Origin of the sequence: Phenylobacterium terrae, from assembly GCF_042681205.1 — a bacterium.
In the GTDB taxonomy this organism is placed as follows: domain Bacteria; phylum Pseudomonadota; class Alphaproteobacteria; order Caulobacterales; family Caulobacteraceae; genus Phenylobacterium; species Phenylobacterium terrae.
This window is the reverse complement of sequence record NZ_JBHUEY010000001.1, coordinates 1,957,085-1,974,698: the sequence shown is the minus strand read 5'-3', so window position 1 is coordinate 1,974,698 and position 17,614 is coordinate 1,957,085. Positions and strand designations below refer to the sequence as shown.

General features: G+C 70.2%; 16 protein-coding genes. 8 read left to right on the top strand and 8 right to left on the bottom strand.

Going from position 1 to position 17,614, the window contains the following annotated elements:
• The first annotated feature begins 33 nt into the window (after window positions 1-33).
• On the top strand, window positions 34-1,221 hold the full coding sequence (locus tag ACFSC0_RS09930) for a thiolase domain-containing protein (protein ID WP_377283097.1): 1,188 nt from the start codon (window positions 34-36) through the stop codon (window positions 1,219-1,221).
• Between the two features lie 2 nt (window positions 1,222-1,223).
• Entirely contained in the window at window positions 1,224-1,646 is a 423-nt protein-coding gene (locus ACFSC0_RS09925; protein ID WP_377283098.1) for a Zn-ribbon domain-containing OB-fold protein, read from the top strand.
• A 90-nt stretch (window positions 1,647-1,736) separates the two neighbouring features.
• Here ACFSC0_RS09925 and ACFSC0_RS09920 read toward each other — a convergent pair whose 3' ends face one another.
• The gene (locus ACFSC0_RS09920) at window positions 1,737-2,324 is read right to left on the bottom strand and encodes an AAA family ATPase (RefSeq protein WP_377355178.1); all 588 of its coding nucleotides are present in this window, start codon (window positions 2,322-2,324) and stop codon (window positions 1,737-1,739) included.
• A complete protein-coding gene (locus ACFSC0_RS09915; RefSeq protein ID WP_377283099.1) occupies window positions 2,324-3,550 on the bottom strand; it encodes a CaiB/BaiF CoA transferase family protein in 1,227 nt (408 codons plus the stop codon). Before ACFSC0_RS09915 ends, ACFSC0_RS09920 begins: the two co-directional genes overlap by 1 nt.
• A 96-nt stretch (window positions 3,551-3,646) precedes the next feature.
• Between ACFSC0_RS09915 and ACFSC0_RS09910 the strand changes: the two genes are divergently transcribed.
• Entirely contained in the window at window positions 3,647-4,813 is a 1,167-nt protein-coding gene (locus tag ACFSC0_RS09910) for an acyl-CoA dehydrogenase family protein (RefSeq protein ID WP_377283100.1), read from the top strand.
• Window positions 4,810-5,595, top strand: coding sequence for an enoyl-CoA hydratase/isomerase family protein (locus ACFSC0_RS09905; RefSeq protein ID WP_377283101.1), 786 nt, complete (start codon window positions 4,810-4,812; stop codon window positions 5,593-5,595). The genes ACFSC0_RS09910 and ACFSC0_RS09905 overlap by 4 nt, the downstream gene beginning before the upstream one ends.
• 137 nt (window positions 5,596-5,732) lie before the next feature.
• Here the strand turns inward: ACFSC0_RS09905 and eda are convergent, their stop codons facing one another.
• The 5 genes from eda to pyk all read right to left on the bottom strand — a co-directional run bounded on the left by eda (window position 5,733) and on the right by pyk (window position 11,363).
• Window positions 5,733-6,356, bottom strand: a complete 624-nt coding sequence (gene eda, locus ACFSC0_RS09900; protein WP_377283102.1) for a bifunctional 4-hydroxy-2-oxoglutarate aldolase/2-dehydro-3-deoxy-phosphogluconate aldolase — start codon at window positions 6,354-6,356, stop codon at window positions 5,733-5,735.
• Window positions 6,353-7,327, bottom strand: a complete 975-nt coding sequence (glk, locus tag ACFSC0_RS09895; RefSeq protein ID WP_377283103.1) for a glucokinase — start codon at window positions 7,325-7,327, stop codon at window positions 6,353-6,355. Before glk ends, eda begins: the two co-directional genes overlap by 4 nt.
• Entirely contained in the window at window positions 7,324-9,138 is a 1,815-nt protein-coding gene (edd, locus tag ACFSC0_RS09890) for a phosphogluconate dehydratase (RefSeq protein ID WP_377283104.1), read from the bottom strand. Before edd ends, glk begins: the two co-directional genes overlap by 4 nt.
• 18 nt (window positions 9,139-9,156) lie before the next feature.
• Window positions 9,157-9,840 (bottom strand): 6-phosphogluconolactonase, encoded by a 684-nt coding sequence (pgl, locus tag ACFSC0_RS09885; protein WP_377355139.1) that lies wholly within the window; start codon window positions 9,838-9,840, stop codon window positions 9,157-9,159.
• A gap of 104 nt (window positions 9,841-9,944) precedes the next feature.
• A complete protein-coding gene (gene pyk / locus ACFSC0_RS09880) occupies window positions 9,945-11,363 on the bottom strand; it encodes a pyruvate kinase (RefSeq protein ID WP_377283106.1) in 1,419 nt (472 codons plus the stop codon).
• Between the two features lie 150 nt (window positions 11,364-11,513).
• Between pyk and ACFSC0_RS09875 the strand changes: the two genes are divergently transcribed.
• A complete protein-coding gene (locus tag ACFSC0_RS09875) occupies window positions 11,514-13,310 on the top strand; it encodes a glycoside hydrolase family 15 protein (protein ID WP_377283107.1) in 1,797 nt (598 codons plus the stop codon).
• 34 nt (window positions 13,311-13,344) lie between these two features.
• Here ACFSC0_RS09875 and ACFSC0_RS09870 read toward each other — a convergent pair whose 3' ends face one another.
• Window positions 13,345-14,847, bottom strand: a complete 1,503-nt coding sequence (locus ACFSC0_RS09870) for an MFS transporter (RefSeq protein ID WP_377283108.1) — start codon at window positions 14,845-14,847, stop codon at window positions 13,345-13,347.
• Window positions 14,848-15,057: 210 nt separating this feature from the next.
• On the opposite strand from ACFSC0_RS09870, the gene ACFSC0_RS09865 reads away from it, so the two are divergent.
• The 3 genes from ACFSC0_RS09865 (at window position 15,058) to ACFSC0_RS09855 (ending at window position 17,559) form a co-directional block, all read left to right on the top strand.
• A complete protein-coding gene (locus ACFSC0_RS09865; RefSeq protein ID WP_377283109.1) occupies window positions 15,058-15,576 on the top strand; it encodes a DUF2267 domain-containing protein in 519 nt (172 codons plus the stop codon).
• Window positions 15,577-15,799: 223 nt separating this feature from the next.
• Window positions 15,800-16,012: a hypothetical protein gene (locus ACFSC0_RS09860; RefSeq protein ID WP_377283110.1), complete on the top strand. Its 213-nt coding sequence runs from the start codon at window positions 15,800-15,802 to the stop codon at window positions 16,010-16,012.
• A gap of 74 nt (window positions 16,013-16,086) precedes the next feature.
• Window positions 16,087-17,559 carry an MFS transporter gene (locus tag ACFSC0_RS09855; protein ID WP_377283111.1) on the top strand — a complete coding sequence of 491 codons (1,473 nt, stop codon included), beginning with the start codon at window positions 16,087-16,089 and terminating at the stop codon, window positions 17,557-17,559.
• Window positions 17,560-17,614 lie beyond the last annotated feature (55 nt).

The window sequence follows — 17,614 nt, the reverse complement described above, 5'->3', positions numbered from 1 at the left end:
TCAAAGCCGTCGATAATTCAGGGAAGGGATTTCATGAGCATAAAGGGCAAGGCCTACATTATGGGGGCCTTCGAGCATCCCCTACGGGACGCCCCCAACCATTCCACGCCGCAGCTCCACGCCGAATGCGCCAAGGGCGCGCTGGAGGACGCGGGCCTCACCAAGGACGACATCGACGGCTACTTCTGCGCGGGCGATGCGCCCGGCTTCGGCGGCATGTCGATGATCGACTACATGGGCCTGAAGAACGTGCGGCACATGGACTCCACCGAGACCGGCGGCTCGTCCTACCTGATCCACGTCAACCACGCGGCCCAGGCGATCGCCGAGGGCAAGTGCAAGGTGGCGCTGATCACCCTGGCCGGCCGGCCGCGGCAGGCGCAAGGCGGCCGCTGGGGCGGCGGCGGCGGCGGCGGCGGCCTGACCGACGGCCCGCCCGAGAACGGCTTCGAGAACATCTACGGCGGCTCGACGCACAACACCTACGGCATGTGCGCCATGCGCCACATGTACGAGTACGGCACCACCAGCGAGCAGCTGGCCTGGATCAAGGTCGCCGCCTCGCACCACGCCCAGTGGAACGAGCACGCCATGCTGCGTGACGTGGTCACCGTCGAGGACGTGCTGAACTCGCCGATGATCGCCGACCCGCTGCACCGGCTGGACTGCTGCGTCGTCTCCGACGGCGGCGGCGCGCTGATCATGACCACCCCGGAAATCGCCAAGAGCCTGAACCGCCCGAAGGTGAAGGTGATCGGCGCCGGCGAGGCGCCGAAGGGCCCGAAGGGCGGGCGCGACCTGGACCTGACCCACTCCGGCGCGGTCTGGTCGGGGCCCATCGCCTTCGAAGAGGCCGGCGTGAAGCCGTCCGACATCAAGTACGCCTCGATCTACGACAGCTTCACCATAACCGTGCTGATGCAGCTCGAGGACCTGGGCTTCTGCGAAAAGGGCCAGGGCGGCAAGTTCGTCGCCGACGGCAACCTGATCTCGGGCGTCGGCAAGCTGCCGTTCAACACCGACGGCGGCGGCCTGTGCAACAACCACCCCACCAACCGGGGCGGGATCACCAAGGTCATCGAGGCGGTCCGCCAGCTGCGCGGCGAGGCCCATCCGAAGGTCCAGGTGCCCAACTGCGACCTGGCCATCGCCCACGGCACCGGCGGCTCGCTCGGCACCCGCCACGGCTCGGGGACTGTCATCATGGAACGGGAGGCCTAGGAATGACCGACGCGACCACCAAAGAGCGCCCGGCCACGCTGGGCCGCAAGATCCCCGCCCCGGCGGTGACCATCGAGAGCAAGCCCTTCTGGGACGCGGCCAAGGAAGGCCGCTTCCTGCTGAAGAAGTGCGCCGAGTGCAACCAGGCCCACTGGTATCCGCGGGCGCTCTGCCCCTTCTGCTTCTCGGACAAGACCGAGTGGGTCGAGAGCCCGGGCGAAGGCGTCATCTACACCTACTCGGTGATGCGCCGCTCGCCGACCGGCCCCTACGCCATCGGCTACGTCACCCTCGACGAGGGCCCGGCGGTGCTGACCAACTTCGTGGACGTCGGCCCCGACGACCTGAAGATCGGCATGCGGGTGAAGGTGAAGTTCCAGGACACCGACGGCGGCCCGCCGGTGCCGGTGTTCCGGCCGGTCTAGGGGGCGAGCGCCCCCTCCACCGCCTTCGGCGGTCCCCCTCCCCCGCTGCGCGGGGGAGGATCTGAACGTCCTCGCTCCTCCCCCGTAGCGTCAGCGTACGGGGGAGGTGGCTCGGCGCGTCGGCGCCGAGACGGAGGGGGCGCTACTCGCCAGTTCCCTGACCAACGCCTCCGCCTGAGCCGGCCGCGTCAGGCGATGCACCGTCAGGTGCGACCACTTCGGATCGGAGATGCGCTGCGCGTACTCGCGCTTGCGGCGGTGATACGTCGACCAGGCCCAGCGGATGGGGTGCTCCGGGCTGAGCCACATGCGCCAGTTCTCGCGGTTGCCGGTGCCGGGCCAGAGCTCCTTGCCGTCCAGCGCGCGGACGATCGAGCGGCGGATCACCCGGCGCATGACCACCCCGCGCGGAAGATCGAGCCAGACGAGGTCGGTGGCGCGGCTCCAGACGGCGTCGCGCACCGCCCCGTAGTTGCCGGCCAGCACCCAGGCGTCGGCCGCGATGGCGGCGTCCACGCGGCGCTTGAACTCGGGCACGTCGGTGGCGTTCAGCCCCACCCACCCCGGCTGCCAGTTGATCGCGTCCAGCTCGATGAAGGGCACGTCCAGGGCGCCGGCCAGCCGCTCGGCCAGCGTCGACTTGCCCGAGCCGGACGTGCCCACCACCGCGATGCGCATCACTCGGCCGCGGGCAGCTCCGCCTCGATCTCCGCCAGGACCTCGGCGGTGTGCTCGCCGAGCCTGGGCGGATGCCGGCGGATGTTCGACGGGGTCTTCGAGAACTTCACCGGCGGCTTCATCTGCTTGTAGTAGCCGACCTCCGGGTGGAGGTACTGCTGGAAGAAGTCGACCGCCTTCAGGTGCGGGTCGTCTTCAAGATCATCGAGCCGGTTCAGCTTGCGGACCGGGATGCTGAGCGGCTTGAGCATCGCCAGCCACTCCTCGGTGGTCCGCTCGACCGTCACCGTCTCGACCAGGGCGTATAGCTCGCGCGTGTGACGGGCCCGCGTCGCCCAGTCCGCGAAGCGGGGGTCCTTGGCGACGGTCTCGCCCCAACCGGCGATCTCGAAGAACTGGTCCCACTGCGCGTCGGTATACGGAAGAAGCCCGATGTAGCCGTCCTTGGTCTTGAACGGGCGGCGGTTCGGATTGACCACCCGGGTGTAGCCCCATTGGCCGATCGGCGGCTCGAACACCTGGTCGTAGTAGTGCTCGACGAGGGTGAAGCTGGTCATGCACTCCAGCATCGGCACCTCGACGAACTGGCCCTCGCCGGTGCGCTGCTTGTGGAACAGGGCCGCGGTGACCGCCTGGGCCATGAACAGGCCCGAGGCCTTGTCGGCCACCAGGGTCGGCAGGATGCGCGGCTCGGGGTTGCCGTCGGTGCGGCTCAGGAGGTCGCCGAGGCCGGACGCCGCCTGGATCAGGTCGTCGTAGGCCGGCTCGCCGGCGTAGGGCCCGTCCGAGCCGTAGCCGGCGGCATGGACGTAGACGATGTCCGGCTTGATCTGCCGGACGCTGTCGTAGTCGAGCCCGAGCCGCTGCAGCCCCTTGTAACGGACCGAGGCGGCGATCACGTCGCAGCTCCTCACCAGCCGCTTGATCTTCTCCACCGCCTTGGGATCGCGCAGGTCCAGGAAGACCGAGCGCTTGTTGCGGTTGATGGTCAGGAAGATGGGGCCCATGTCGCGCGGGGCGTCCCCCGGCACGTGGCCGGCCCAGCGCATGATGTCGCCGCCGTCGCCACGCGAGGAGCCCGGATCTTCCAGCTTGATCACCTCGGCGCCCTGGTCGGCCAGGATCTGGGTCGCATAGGCCCCGAACACGACGCTGGTCATGTCCAGGATGCGAACGCCCCGTAGCGGGCCTGTGGCCTCCTCGGCCAATTCCTTCTTTGCGACCACTAACTCCCTCCCATTGTACCGGCCGGTCTGGCGCCGGCGCTCGTCATGGCTACGATGCCGCAAAGACCGGCTCAAGCCGCAAACGGAGGGTGCCCCTTGGACTTCGAACTTTCCGAAGAACACCGGATGCTCAAGGACTTGGTGGCGCGGTTCGTCCGCGACGAGCTGTTGCCGCTCGAGCCCAAGGTCCTGGAGCGCGAAGCGGCCGGCGGCGGCCTGGGCCTGGGCGAAGCCGAGCGCAAACGGCTGGACGAGGTCTCCCGGGAGCTCGGACTCTGGGGCCTCGACGCGCCCCAGGACATCGGCGGATCCGACCTGCCGGCCGTCGCCATGGTCGGCGTCAACGAGGAGCTGGGGAAGTCGGTCACCCCCTACACCCTGCCGCCGGACAGCCCGAACCTTCGGATGATGATGGCCACCGTCACCGAGCGGCAGCGGGAGGCCTATCTCGCCCCTTACGTCCGCGGTGAGACCATCTCGGCCATCGGCATCTCCGAGCCGGGGGCCGGGGGCGATCCCATGAGCATGAGCACCCGGGCGGTGCGCGACGGCGACGACTGGGTGATCAACGGCCGCAAGATCTGGATCAGCCGCGCCGAGGAGGCCGACTTCACCATCCTGATGGCCATCACCAACAAGAGGGAGGGCGCCCGGCCGGAGATCTCCGCCTTCCTGGTCGACCGCGACAACCCGGGCTTCAAGGTGCTGCGGCGCATCCCGATGATCGGCGGGGCGGCGACCTACGAGGTGGCGCTGGAGGACTGCCGGGTCGAGGGCTGGAAGCTGCTGGGCCAGGAGGGCGCCGGCTTTGCGCCGATGCAGATCCGCCTCGGCACCCGGCGGATCGAGATGGCGAGCTGGTCCATCGGCATGGCCCAGCGGGCGCTCGACATGATGATCGAGTACGCGCCGCAGCGGAAAACCTTCGGCGTGCCCCTATCCGAGCGGCAGGCGATCCAGTGGTGGGTGTCGGACGCGGCGACCCAGATCCACGCCGCCCGGCTGATGACCTACCACTGCGCATGGAAGCTCGACCGCGGCCAGGACGTGCGTAACGAGATCTCGATGATCAAGGCCTTCGCCACCGAGATGGCCTACGAGGTGGTCGACCACGCCATGCAGATGTTCGGCGCGATGGGCATGACCAAGGAGCTGCCGCTGCAGCTGATGAGCACCAAGCTGCGCACCATGCGCATCTACGACGGCCCCACCGAGGTCCACAAATGGGTGGTGGGGCGCAACCTTCTGGGGACCCGGCGATGAAGGACAAGTACGGCGACAACATCACGGTGACCCTGCACCCCGGCCACATCGCGGAGGTGGTCATCGACCGCCCGCCCAACAACCACGTCTCGGTCACCCTGATGCACGAGCTGGCGGACGCCCTGGAGGACCTGGACAAGGAGCCCGGCTGCCGGGCCAGCGTCCTGCGCACCGAGGGCAAGGCGTTCTGCGCCGGCGCCGATCTCGTCGCCCGCGACGGCGACCACGGCATCGAGAACGAGACGGGCAACCCGCTCTACGACGAGGCGGTGCGGCTCTATGCGATCGAGAAGCCGATCGTCATCGCCGTGCAGGGGGCGGCGGTCGGCGCGGGGCTGGGCCTGGCGCTGGTGGGCGACTTCCGCGTCGCCGCCCACGAGGCGCGGTTTGCGGCCAACTTCACCCGGCTGGGCTTCCACCCGGGCTTCGGCCTCACCCACACCCTGCCGCGCCTGATCGGGGCCAACCGCGCCAGCCTGATGTTCCTGACCAGCCGGCGGGTGAAGCCGGACGAGGCGCTGGCCTGGGGCCTAGTGGACCAGGTCGTGAACCTGGGCGAACTGCGCGACTCGGCCTTCGCCCTGGCCCGCGAGATCGCTGAGAACGCCCCCCTCGCCGTCGTCGCCACCCGCAAAACCCTCCGCGGCGAGCTCTCCAGGGCCGTGCGCGAGGCCACCAACCGCGAGTTCGTGGAGCAGGCCTGGCTGCGCAAGACCGAGGATTTCGCCGAAGGCGTGCGCTCGGTGAACGAGCGGCGCGTGGGGAACTTCCAGGGGCGGTAAGGCTCTAGACCTCTCCCTCCCGTCGGGAGGGAGAGGGTTGGGTGAGGGAGGGCGCAGGGCCGCTCCAGACGCCGGTGGATGCGGCGAGGCCCCCCTCACCCAACCCTCTCCCCCCGCTGAGCGGGGGGAGAGGTCTCTTAAGCCGCTTTCGCCTTCAGACCCGACGCGGCCTTGGCGAGTTCGGTGATCCGGGCCCAGTCGCCGGCGCGCACCGCATCCGCGGGCGCGACCCAGCTGCCGCCGACGCAGGCGACGTTGGAGAGGGCGAGGTAGTCGGCAGCGTTGGCCGCATCGATCCCGCCGGTGGGGCAGAACCTGGCGTCCGGGAACGGGCCGGCGAAGGCCTTCAGGGCGCCGACGCCGCCCACGACGTTCGCCGGGAACAGCTTGAAGCAGGTAAAGCCGTGCTTGAGCCCCCACATCAGCTCGGTGGCGGTGGCGACGCCCGGCAGCAGGGGGATCGGCCCCTCAGGCCCCTCGCCGTCGATCAGCCCGGGGCTGACGGCGAACTTCGCGCCGGCCTCGGCGGCGGCCTTGCGCTGCTCGCGGCTGGTGACGGTGCCGACCCCGGGGACCGCCTCCTTCACCTCGGCGGCGATGCGGCGGACGGACTCCATCGCCGCCGGCGTGCGCAGGGTCACCTCCAGGGCGAAGAGGCCGCCGGCGACCAGGGCGCGCGCGAGCGGGACGGCGTGGTCGGCCTCCTCGATCGTCAGCACGGGCACCACGGGCGCGAGCGCCAGGACCTCTTCGATCTTCAAAAGCCGCCCCTTTCCAGCTGCTCCAGCTCCCGGGCCGCGCCGACCAGCGCGGCATAAGGATGGACCATGACGAAGGTGGGTATGGACCTAACGTATTCCGTTAAGCGACCCTTGTCCTCGAACCGGGCCCGGAAGCCGCCGGCGACGATGCGCTCGAGCAGCCGCGGCGCGATGCCGCCCGAGACGTAGACTCCGCCGCGGGCGCCGTAGGTCAGCGCGAGGTCCCCGGCCACCCCGCCGAGCACGTCGCAGAAGCGGTCGAGGGCGGCGGCGGCCACCGGCTCGCCGGCCTGGCCGGCCGCGAACACCGCCCGCTCGTCCGACAGCTCGGCGTTCTTCAGCGCGATGTCCGACAGCGCGCAATAGAGGTCGTAGAGCCCCTGGCCGGACAGCACCCGCTCGATGGACACGCGGCCGTACTTGGCCTTCAGCCGCCGCCAGATCTCCACCTCGGTCTCGTCGTAGGGCGAGAAGCCCGCATGCCCCCCCTCCGTCGCGACCGAGACCTCGGTGTGCGGCTTGCGGGCCAGGGCCGCCACGCCGAACCCGGTGCCCGCGCCGAGCACCACGATCGGGCAGTCGACGGAGCCCTTCACCGACGGGCCTATCTGGCGCAGGTCTTCCGCGCCGAGCCGGGGGGCGGCCATCGCCTGGGCGGCGAAGTCGTTGATCAGGCTGACCGCCTCGAACTCGAAGGCGATCACCAGGTCGGTCTCGGAGATGCCCCAGTCGAGGTTGGTGAACTGGATCTCCCCCTCCACCACCGGGCCGGCGACGGCGATGGCCGCCCGGGTCGGCCGCCGCTTGCCGGCGGTGGTGGCGAGGTATTCCTCGATGATCTCGGCCAGGGAGGAATAGTCCTGGCAGGCGTAGGACTTGGGGAAGCGGATGTGGCCTTCCTCGTCCACCAGGGCGAAGCGGGCGTTGGTGCCGCCCACGTCCCCCACAAGGCCGCGCGCCGCGCCCTTCACGCCGCGGCCTCGAACAGGCTGCAGGCGCCCTCTTCGGCGGGGCCGGCGACGGCGCGCATCCACCCGAACATCTCGCGGCCGAAGCCGTAGGCGTGCGGCGCGGCCGTGGCGGGCGGTCGGCTCATCAGCTCCCGCTCGTCGACCCTGATCTCCAGCCGGCCCGCGCGGGCGTCGAGCCGGATGACGTCGCCGTCCCGCACCCGCGACAGCGGCCCGCCGCCCTTGGCCTCCGGCGTCACATGGATCGCCGCCGGGACCTTGCCCGACGCGCCGCTCATCCGCCCGTCGGTGACGAGCGCCACCTTGAAGCCCTTGTCGAGCTGGACGCCCAGCGCCGGCGTCAGGCTGTGCAGCTCGGGCATGCCGTTGGCCCGCGGACCCTGGAACCGGACCACGGCCACGAAGTCGCGGTCGAGCTCGCCCCGCTTGTGTGCGGCCAGCAGGTCGTCCTGGTCGTCGAACACCAGCGCCGGCGCCTCGACGACCAGGTGCTCGGGCTTGACCGCCGAGGTCTTGATGACGCCGCGGCCGAGCGGGCCCTCGACGAGACGCAGCCCGCCCTCGCTCTGGAAGGGATCGTCCACCGGCCGTAGCAGGTCGCGGTCGAGGGAGACGGCCGTGCCCTCCCGCCAGACCAGCTTGCCGTCCTGCAGGAAGGGCTCGGTCTGGTAGCGGCGAAGGCCCGGCCCGGCGACGGTCATGACGTCGTCGTGGGCCAGGCCCGCGTCCAGCAGCTGGCGGGTGACGAAGGCCATTCCGCCGGCCGCATGGAAGGCGTTCACGTCCTCCGAGCCGTTCGGATAGACCCGCGCGATCAGCGGCGTGACGCGGCTGAGCTGGTCGAAGTCGTCCCAGGTGATCTGCACGCCCGCGGCCCGGGCCATGGCCACCAGGTGCAGCGTGTGATTGGTCGACCCGCCCGTGGCCAGGAGGCCGGCCAGGGCGTTGACGATGCTCTTGACGTCCACCACCCCCGACATGGGCGCATAGGCGTTGCCGCCGTCGCGGATCTCCACCGCCCGCTTGGGCGCGGCGGCCACCAGGGCGTCGCGCAGCGGCGTGTTGGGCGTCACGAAGGCCGAGCCGGGCAGGTGCAGCCCGGTCATCTCCATCATCATCTGGTTCGAGTTGGCGGTGCCGTAGAAGGTGCAGGTGCCGGGGCCGTGGTAGGATTTCATCTCCATGTCCAGCAGCTCCTCGCGGGTCGCCTTGCCCTCGGCGTAGAGGGCCCGCACCCGCGCCTTCTCGGCGTTCGACGCCCCCGAGGTCATCGGCCCGCCCGGGACGAAGATCACCGGCAGGTGGCCGAACGACAGGGCTCCGATGAACAGGCCCGGCACGATCTTGTCGCAGATGCCCAGCATCAGGGCCGCGTCGAACGCATCGTGGGTCAGGGCGACCGCGGTCGCCATGGCGATGACGTCGCGGCTGAACAGCGACAGCTCCATCCCCGGCCGCCCTTGCGTGACGCCGTCGCACATGGCCGGCACCCCGCCGGCGAACTGGGCGGTCGCGCCGATCTCGTGCGCCGCCGCCTTGATGATGGCGGGGAACCGCTCCAGCGGCTGGTGGGCCGAGAGCATGTCGTTGTAGGCCGAGACGATGGCGACGTTCGGCGCGAAGGGGTCGCGCATCCGCTGCTTGTCGCCCTCGCCCAGGGCGGCGAAGGCGTGGGCGAAGTTGGCGCAGGACAGCTTGGCCCGTCCGGGGCCGGCGCGCCGCGCCGCCTCCATCCGCTCGAGATAGGCGGCGCGCGACTCGCGGCTGCGATGGGCGATGCGCTCGGTGACCTCCTGGACGACCGGATGCATGGCGGCTCCCACTTCAGTTCAAGGCGACCACAGGATGCGGACGGGCGCGCGTTCTTGGCGCAAGAGCGCGCCGACGGGAAGCTCTTCCCCGGCGAGCGCCCGCTCGACCACCCGCTTCTTGGCCTCCCCAGAGATAAGCACGATCAGACCCCTCGCATCAGTCAACGCGGCTAGGGTCAGGGTGATCCGCGGCAGCGGCGGCGCGCCGTGCGGCTCGGGCACGCCCAGCGCCCGCCGGCCCGAGCCGAGGTCCAGGCCTTCCGCCAGCGCCGGGCTGCCCGGGAACAGCGAGGCGATGTGCCCATCCTCGCCCATGCCCAGCAGCACCGCATCGAACGGGGCCATGCCCGTCAGCGCCGGCTCGGCCGCGCGGGCGGCGGCGTCCGGATCCGGCGCGTCCGACCAGAGCGGGACGAGGTGCGACTTGGCCGGCTCGCCGACCATCAGGTGCTCGCGCACCAGCCGCTGGTTGGAGTGCTCCGAGCTCGGCGGCACGAGCCGCTCGTCGCTGAGAGTGACCACCACCCGGGCCCAGTCCAGCCGCGCGGCGCCGAGCCGCCGGTAGACCGGCGCGGGCGAACTCCCGCCCGTCCCGACGAAGGTCGCCCGGGCGCGTTGCTTCAGCCCGTCGGCCAGGTTCCGCTCGATGGCCGCCGCCGCCGCCTCGGCCGCGGCCGTCCTGTTGGCGTAGGTCTCGATCATGCTGGCTGAACGCACGCCCTTCGGCGACGGGTTTCGGCGTCCCGGCGGGGAAGAACGACCAAGCTCATTGGGACGACGCTGCCTGTCACCGGCGGCCATACAGCTCACCGCCTCGGCGTGTGGGCGATGCGCATGATGTTGGCGGCGCCGGGCGAGCCCATCGGCAGGCCAGCGAGGATCAGGATGCGGCGGCCGGGCGGCGCCAGCTTCATGGCCACGGCCTGTTCCACGGCTGCGCGGGCCAGGGCCTCCGGATCGTCGATCTGCGGCACGACCTTGGACTCCACCCCCCAGACGAGGGCGAGGCGGCGCGCCGTGCCGACGTGCGGCGTCAGCGCCAGGGAGGGCTGCAGCGGCCGCTCGCGCGCGAGCCGCAGGGCGGTCTGGCCGGTGGTGGTGAAGGCCACCAGGCAGGAGATGGACGCCGCCTCCGCGGCCCGCCGGGCGGCGGCGACCAGGGCGTCGGCGTCGACGTCGCGCACCGGGAATTCGGCGGCCATCAGCTCGGGCCAGCGCGGGTCGCGCTCCACCCGGGCGATGATCTTGTCCATCATCTCCACCGCCTCCTGCGGGAACATCCCCGCGGCGGTTTCGGCGGACAGCATCAGGGCGTCGGCGCCCTCGTAGACCGCGCCGGCGACGTCCGAGGCCTCCGCCCGCGTCGGGGTCGGCGAGGCGGTCATCGATTCCAGCATCTGGGTCGCGACGATCACCGGCAGGCCGCGGCGGCGGGCGGCGCGGATCAGCTCCTTCTGGGCGACGGGCACCTCCTCGGGCGCCAGCTCCACGCCCAGGTCGCCCCGGGCGATCATCACCGCCTCGCAGAGGTCGAGGATCTCGTCGAGCGCCTCCAGGGCGGCGGGCTTCTCGATCTTGGCCAGCACCCCGGCGCGGCCGTCCGTCAGCCGGCGCAGCTCGGCCATGTCGGACGCGCGCTGGACGAAGGACAGGGCCACCCAGTCCACCCCCTGGTCGAGGGCGAAGACCACGTCCTCGCGGTCCTTGGCCGTCAGCGCCGGGATCGGGATCGCCAGTCCCGGCAGGTTGAGGCCCTTGTTGTTGGACAGGCCATGGCCGGCGACCACCCGGGTCTCGGCGAAGTCGCGTCCGTGCTCGAGCACCTTCAGCTTCACCTTGCCGTCGTCCAGCAGGATCAGCGCGCCTTCCTTCAGCGCGGCGAACACCTCCTTGTGCGGCACGCCCACGCGGTTGGCGTCGCCGGGCTCCTTGGACATGTCGAGCCGGAACCGCTGACCGGCCTTGAGCGCCACCGCTCCGCCGGCGAAGGCGCCCAGTCTGAGCTTGGGGCCCTGCAGGTCGGCGAGCACCGCCAGGTGGCGGCCGACCTTGGCCTCGGCGGCCCGGACGGCGGCGATGGTCTTGCCGTGGTCCTCGTGGGTCCCGTGACTGAAGTTGACGCGGAAGACGTCGGCGCCGGCCCGGGCCAGCTGGACCACCTTGGCCGGGTCGCGGCTGGCCGGCCCCAAGGTGGCGACGATGCGGGCCCTGCGAGCGCGGATCATGCGTCCCTCCGAAATGGCGAGGGGCTCTATTGAACGGCCCGGCCTTCCCATGCAATCCGGATCGAACCCTCCGCCCTTGCGTTTTGCGCCCATCGCGAGAAAAGCAGGGCCGGGGGCGGCCTCGATCCAGCTAGCTTGAGTGTGCGCCGAATGGCCCAGAGCCTCGACCTGTTCCCGATCGGCAACTGCATGGCCAGCGCCCTGATCGACCGCGCCGGCCGGTTCGTGTGGAGCTGCGCGCCCCGGGTCGACGGCGATCCCTTCTTCTGCGCCCTGCTCAGCGACGCCGACCCGGCCGCCGAGACGGCCCAGGGGATGTGGAGCATCGACGTCGAGGACGTGCGCCAGATCCGCCAGACCTACCTGCGCAACACCCCGATCCTGTCCACCGAGATCGAGGACATCCACGGCGGCACGGTCGAGATCATCGACTTCTGCCCCCGCTACTACCGATCCGGACGGATGTACCGGCCGCTGGCCTTCGTGCGCCTGGTGCGGCCGGTGGCCGGCACGCCGCGCGTGCGCGTGCGCCTGCGGCCCATGGCCAACTGGGGCGAGAAGCGCGTGGAGGTCACCCGCGGCTCGAACCACATCCGCTACGTCGGCGGCGAAGTCACCTTCCGCCTGACCACCGACGCGCCGGTCTCGCACATCGAGTGCGAGCGGCTGTTCCGCCTGGAAGAGCCGCTAACCATGTTCCTGGGGCCCGACGAGAGCTTCGAGGGCGACGTGGCGGTCGCCGCCTCCCAGATGCTGAAGGAGACCACCGACTACTGGCGGCGCTGGGTGCGCACCCTGTCGGTGCCGCTGGATTGGCAGGACGTGGTGATCCGCGCGGCCATCACCCTGAAGCTCTGCACCTACGAGGAGACCGGGGCCATCGTCGCGGCCCTGACCACCTCCCTGCCCGAGCACGCCGAGAGCGGCCGCAACTGGGACTACCGCTACTGCTGGCTGCGGGACGCCTACTACGTCGTCCAGGCGCTAAACCGGCTGGGCGCCGTCGACATCCTGGAGAACTACCTCGTCTACCTGCGCAACCTAGTGGACTCGGCCAAGGGCGGCCACGTGCAGCCGGTCTACGGCGTGGGGCTGGAGCCCTCGCTCACCGAGTGGATCGCGCCCCACCTGCCCGGCTACCGCGGCATGGGACCGGTGCGGGTCGGCAACCAGGCGCACGAGCACCTGCAGCACGACGTCTACGGCCAGATCATCCTGTCGACGACCCAGGCCTTCTTCGACGAGCGGCTGCTTAGGCCGGCGACGCTGGACGACTTCCGGGCCCTGGAGCCGATCGCCCAGCGGGCCTACGAGCTGCACGACCAGGCCGACGCCAGCCTGTGGGAGTTCCGCGGCCGCGAGGCGGTGCACACCTATTCGTCGGTCATGTGCTGGGCGGCGGCCGACCGGCTGGCCAAGGCCGCCGACAGGCTGGGCCTGGTGGACCGCGCCGTCTACTGGCGCGAGCGGGCGGACGCGATGCGCGCCACCATCGAGTCCCGGGCCTGGAACGAGGACCTCGGGCGGTTCGCCGCCACCTTCGACGGCGACGAACTGGACGCCAGCTTGCTGCAGCTGATCGACGTGCGGTTCGTGCCGCCCCAGGACCCGCGCATGGCGGCGACCGTGGCGGCGGTGGAGAAGGGCCTGCGCCGCGGCTCCTACATGCTGCGCTACGCCATTCCCGACGACTTCGGCGAGCCGCAGAGCGCCTTCAACATCTGCACCTTCTGGCTGATCGAGGCCATGCACCTGGCCGGCCGCACCGAGGAGGCGCGGCAGCTGTTCGAGGAGATGCTCAACCGCCGCACGGTCGCCGGCCTGCTCTCGGAGGACATCTCCTTCGAGGACGGCGAGCTGTGGGGCAACTACCCCCAGACCTATTCGCTGGTCGGCCTGATCAACTGCGCCATGCTGCTCAGCCGGCCCTGGACGGCGGTGCGGTGATCGACCTCTCCCCCCGCTCGGCGGGGGGAGGAGGTCACTCCGCCGGCGCGACCACCGCCCCGCCGGCGGGCGCCTCCGCGACCGGCGCGCGCCCCGTCCCCCGCCGGGCTTCGAGCTCGGCGCGGATCTCGGCGTGGCGGGCGCGGGTGATGCGGTAGCGGGCGTAGAAGACGGCGGCCAGCAGGCCCGGGACGGCGGCGATGGGCCCCTCGACCATAGCCAGCTTGAAGAGCACGTCGTCCGGCACCTGGCCGGGAGTGGCCTTGGCCGGGAAGGCGATCAGGTCGAGGGCGACGCCGGCCAGGAACTGGCCGAACGCCATGTCGATCTTCGCGAACAGGGCGCGGGTCGAGTAGAGCACCCCCTCCTGCCGGTGACCGTGCTTCAGCTCGTTCTCGTCGGCGATGTCGGCCAGCACCGACATCACGCTGATCTGGATGATCGCGGTGAAGGTCAGCGAGGCCAGCGAGAACAGCAGCAGGGCGATGGTCAGCTGCATGGTGGCGTTGGGCGGCATCAGCCCCACCATCCGCAGCACGATCGGGATGGCCGGGATCGCCGCCAGGCCGATGCAGCCGATGACGATGGTGGTCCGCTTGTCGAGCTTCTGGTGCAGCCGGGTCACCAGCCCGCCGCCGAGGATCGCCCCGCCGAGCGCGCCGAGGACGAACCAGCGCAGCTGCTCGGACGTCAGCTCCCAGAAGAAGGTGTTCACATAGAGGGTGAGCCCGGCCCGCAGGCCCAGCGTCAGCGACAGGAAGAAGTAGGCCACCAGCAGCCAGGCGTAGTTGCGGTTGGTGATCGCCTTGCCGAGGTCCTTGAGGAACTCGAAGGGACTGAACTTCGGCAGGTCGGCCGGCGGCTGCGGCAGGGTCGGGATGCGGTCGCGGGTGAACCAGGCCGAGGCCAGCAGCAGGGCCAGGGCGATCCCCGCAGAAAACAGCGCGAAGGGCGGGTAGGCGTGCGGGTTCAGCAGGCCGCGCGAATACTCCGGCGTCGCGCGGAAGAAGACGCTGAGGGCGATGAAGGCCATCACCATCGCGGCCACCCCGCCCATCACCGTGTTGTAGCTCATGATCCGGGTGCGCTCGGTGTAGTCGGCCGAGAGCTCGCCCCCCAGCGCCAGGTGCGGCGTGTGGTAGGCGGCCATGAACACCCGCAACGTCACCACGAAGGTGAAGAACCAGGCGAACAGCCAGACGTGCTCCAGCCCCGGCGGCGGATTGAAGATGGCGACCAGCGACAGGGCGATCGGCAGCGGGGCGGCGTACATGAAGGGGTGGCGGCGGCCGAGCCGCGAGCGGGTGCGGTCCGACAGCGAGCCCATGATCGGATCGGCGAAACCGTCGAGGATCAGGCTCAGCGACACCGCCGCGCCCGCCAGGGTGGCCGAGAGGCCGAGCACCTGGTTGTAGAACAGCATCGCGTAGCTGCCCATGCCGAGCAGGACGATGTATTCGGCGCTGGTGCCGAGGCCGAAGAAGAACTTGGTCCTGAACGGAATCCGGCCGTCGTCCGGCGTTGCCTGAGGCGTCAATTCACCACCCTAACGAATGATCGTGCGCCTGTGCGCCGACCGGTTTTGCGCCCCGTGGCCCGGGATCTACATCTCACCTTCACTCGCCGAACGTTGTCAGACAAGGCGTGCGCGTCCGTCTGTCGCGGCCGCGGCGGGAGCGCCGGAACACCCGTCTTGAGCCTCTTGTTGTCCTGCTGATCCCCACGCCACGGACGATCGGAGGATGACATGAGCGCCAACGGCCTCGAGGTCTTCGATAAAACCCTACAGACGACGCACATCTGGCTCGACGAGGTGATGGCCGCCATCGGCCCCGACAGGAAGGTGGCCTGGAAGGTGCTGTCCACCGTCCTGCACAAGCTGCGCGACCGGGTTCCCGTCGAGTTGGCCGCCCACCTCGGCTCGCAGCTGCCGCTGCTGGTGCGCGGCGTCTACTACGACCAGTTCCAGCCGGCCCGCCAGCCGACCGCCTGCCGCTCTTACGATGAGTTCTGCGCCGAGGTCGCCGAGTGGCTGCAGGACACCCGGCCGGTCGATCCGCAGCTGGCCGTGCGCACCGTCTTCGCCGTCCTGTCCCGGCACATCCCGGAGGGCCAGATCTCCAAGGTGCAGGATGCGCTGCCGCGCGACCTGCGCGAGGCCTGGCGCTCGGCCGCAGAGTTCGTGCAGCCGCCGCCCGCCCAGGGCCAGGCCGGCCGCTACACCGCCGCCGGAACCGGCGCCGAAGGCGAGGCGCGGCCCTTCTGACCACCGCCGTCGAGAATTCGTGAAGGCGCGCAGGAACAAGCCCGCCCCTTCCGCATTTCCCGCCTAGCTCGCCGTCGTGAACGGTGGGCTGAACAGACCGGCCCGGCGACGCCCCCCCGACTACCAGAGGCCGGGCCGGTCACCTTCCTCCCCAACTAACCGTCGATCATCAACGATCGGTTGCTGGGCTCGCGCGGCGGACTCGCGCTACCCAACCGCGGTCATGCCGAACCGACAGCTCGCTGTTTTCGCCCGTGGCGCCAGGTGGGTCCTGCTGGATGAAGGCTCCGCCGAGCTTGGGCTCTTCGACAGTCAGATCCAGGCGCTGGACCGGGCGAACGAATATGTCCGCCGCGCGGGCGAGCCGCGGTACGTGATCATCCAGAGCGACGAGGGCTGGTGCGAGGCGCTGCTCGCGCCTCAGGCGGCGGACTGAGCCTCCGGCTTCACCGTACCGGGCCGTCGATATACAACCGGGTGCGGGGCGTCCGCCCGCACGCGGGGTAAGACATGAGTGAAGCGGCCGGCCTGCCCGCCCAGACTGCGAAGCCCGAAGCGGTCTCCCCGATCCCCTCCCTCTGGACCAAGCTGGCCTACGGCTTCGGCTCGGTGGCCTATGGGGTCAAGGACAACGGCTTCAGCTACCTGCTGCTGCTGTTCTACAGCCAGGTGGTCGGCCTCGATGCGCGCCTGGTGGGGCTGGCGATCACCATCGCGCTGGTGCTCGACGCGCTGTCTGACCCGATCGTCGGCTACTGGTCCGACAACTTCCATTCGCGCTGGGGACGGCGCCACCCGTTCATGTACGGCTCGGCCATCCCGGTCGCGGCCAGCTATTTCCTGCTGTGGGCGCCGCCCAGCGGCCTCAGCCAGGGCGCGCTCTTCTGGTACGTCCTGGTGCTGGCGGTCGCCATCCGCACCTTCATCACCTTCTACGAGACGCCGAGCTCCGCCCTCGGCCCGGAACTGACCGAGGACTACGACCAGCGCAGCTCGCTGATGAGCTTCCGCTACTACTTCGGCTGGACCGGCGGCAACGCCATGTCGGTGATGATGTTCCTGGCGCTGTTCCCGGCGTTCTCGACCGCGGCGATCCCCAACGGCCAGTTCAACCGCGACGCCTACGCGGCCTACGGGATCATCGCCTCTGTGCTGATCTTCGTCGCCATCGTCATCTCGGCGGCCGGCACCCACTCGCGCATCGTCCACCTGAAGCCGCCCCCGCCCAGGCGGAGGCTGACGCTCGGCACGATCTTCAGGGAGATGTTCGAGACGCTCGCCGACCGCTCCTTCATCGCCCTGTTCATCGCCGCCATGCTGGGCGCCGTGGCCTCGGGGCTGTCCGCCGCCCTCTCCTTCTACTTCCTGACCTACTTCTGGGGGTTCTCGCCCCAGCAGAACGGCCTCATCACCCTCGGCGTCTTCGTCTCCGCGATCCTGGGATCGGCGCTCGCGCCCGTCGCGACCCGCACCCTGGGCAAGAAGCGCGGCGCGATGATCATCGGCTTGATCGCCTTCATCGGATCGCCCCTGCCCATCGTCCTGAGGCTGGCGGGCGTGCTGCCGGACGACCCGAACTTCAATTTCTGGCTGGTCCTGGTGGCCGGGACGATCGACGTCGGTCTGATCATCTGCTTCCAGATCCTCTCGGCCTCGATGCTGGCCGACCTGGTGGAGCAGGCCGAGCTCAAGACCGGACGGCGCAACGAGGGCGTGTTCTTCGCGGCCTCGACCTTCATCCGAAAGGTGGTCAACGGGCTCGGGATCATGACCGCCACCTTCGTGCTGGCGGCCGCCCAGTTCCCCACAGGCGCCGACCCCAGCCAGGTTTCGGACGAGACGCTGTTCCGCCTGGGCGCCTACTACGTGCCCACCATCCTCACGCTGTGGATGGCGATGATGGCGGTGATGTTCGCCTACAAGCTCGACCGCGCCGGGCATGAAGCGAACCTCCGCAAGCTCGCCGAGGCCCGCCGCCGCTAGCATATTAGTTGAATCTAATATAAGCACGGCCTGATAGAATGGTTGAAGTCAGGAG

Bases quoted from the DNA above. Each gene is read 5' to 3' on its own strand.
- pgl (WP_377355139.1), bottom strand. From the start codon at position 9,840: ATGATCGAGACCTACGCCAACAGGACGGCCGCGGCCGAGGCGGCGGCG.
- pyk (WP_377283106.1), bottom strand. From the start codon at position 11,363: ATGATCCGCGCTCGCAGGGCCCGCATCGTCGCCACCTTGGGGCCGGCC.
- ACFSC0_RS09855 (WP_377283111.1), top strand. From the start codon at position 16,087: ATGAGTGAAGCGGCCGGCCTGCCCGCCCAGACTGCGAAGCCCGAAGCG.
- edd (WP_377283104.1), bottom strand. From the start codon at position 9,138: ATGCATCCGGTCGTCCAGGAGGTCACCGAGCGCATCGCCCATCGCAGC.
- ACFSC0_RS09925 (WP_377283098.1), top strand. From the start codon at position 1,224: ATGACCGACGCGACCACCAAAGAGCGCCCGGCCACGCTGGGCCGCAAG.
- ACFSC0_RS09920 (WP_377355178.1), bottom strand. From the start codon at position 2,324: ATGCGCATCGCGGTGGTGGGCACGTCCGGCTCGGGCAAGTCGACGCTG.
- ACFSC0_RS09930 (WP_377283097.1), top strand. From the start codon at position 34: ATGAGCATAAAGGGCAAGGCCTACATTATGGGGGCCTTCGAGCATCCC.
- ACFSC0_RS09865 (WP_377283109.1), top strand. From the start codon at position 15,058: ATGAGCGCCAACGGCCTCGAGGTCTTCGATAAAACCCTACAGACGACG.
- ACFSC0_RS09860 (WP_377283110.1), top strand. From the start codon at position 15,800: ATGCCGAACCGACAGCTCGCTGTTTTCGCCCGTGGCGCCAGGTGGGTC.
- ACFSC0_RS09875 (WP_377283107.1), top strand. From the start codon at position 11,514: ATGGCCCAGAGCCTCGACCTGTTCCCGATCGGCAACTGCATGGCCAGC.
- ACFSC0_RS09905 (WP_377283101.1), top strand. From the start codon at position 4,810: ATGAAGGACAAGTACGGCGACAACATCACGGTGACCCTGCACCCCGGC.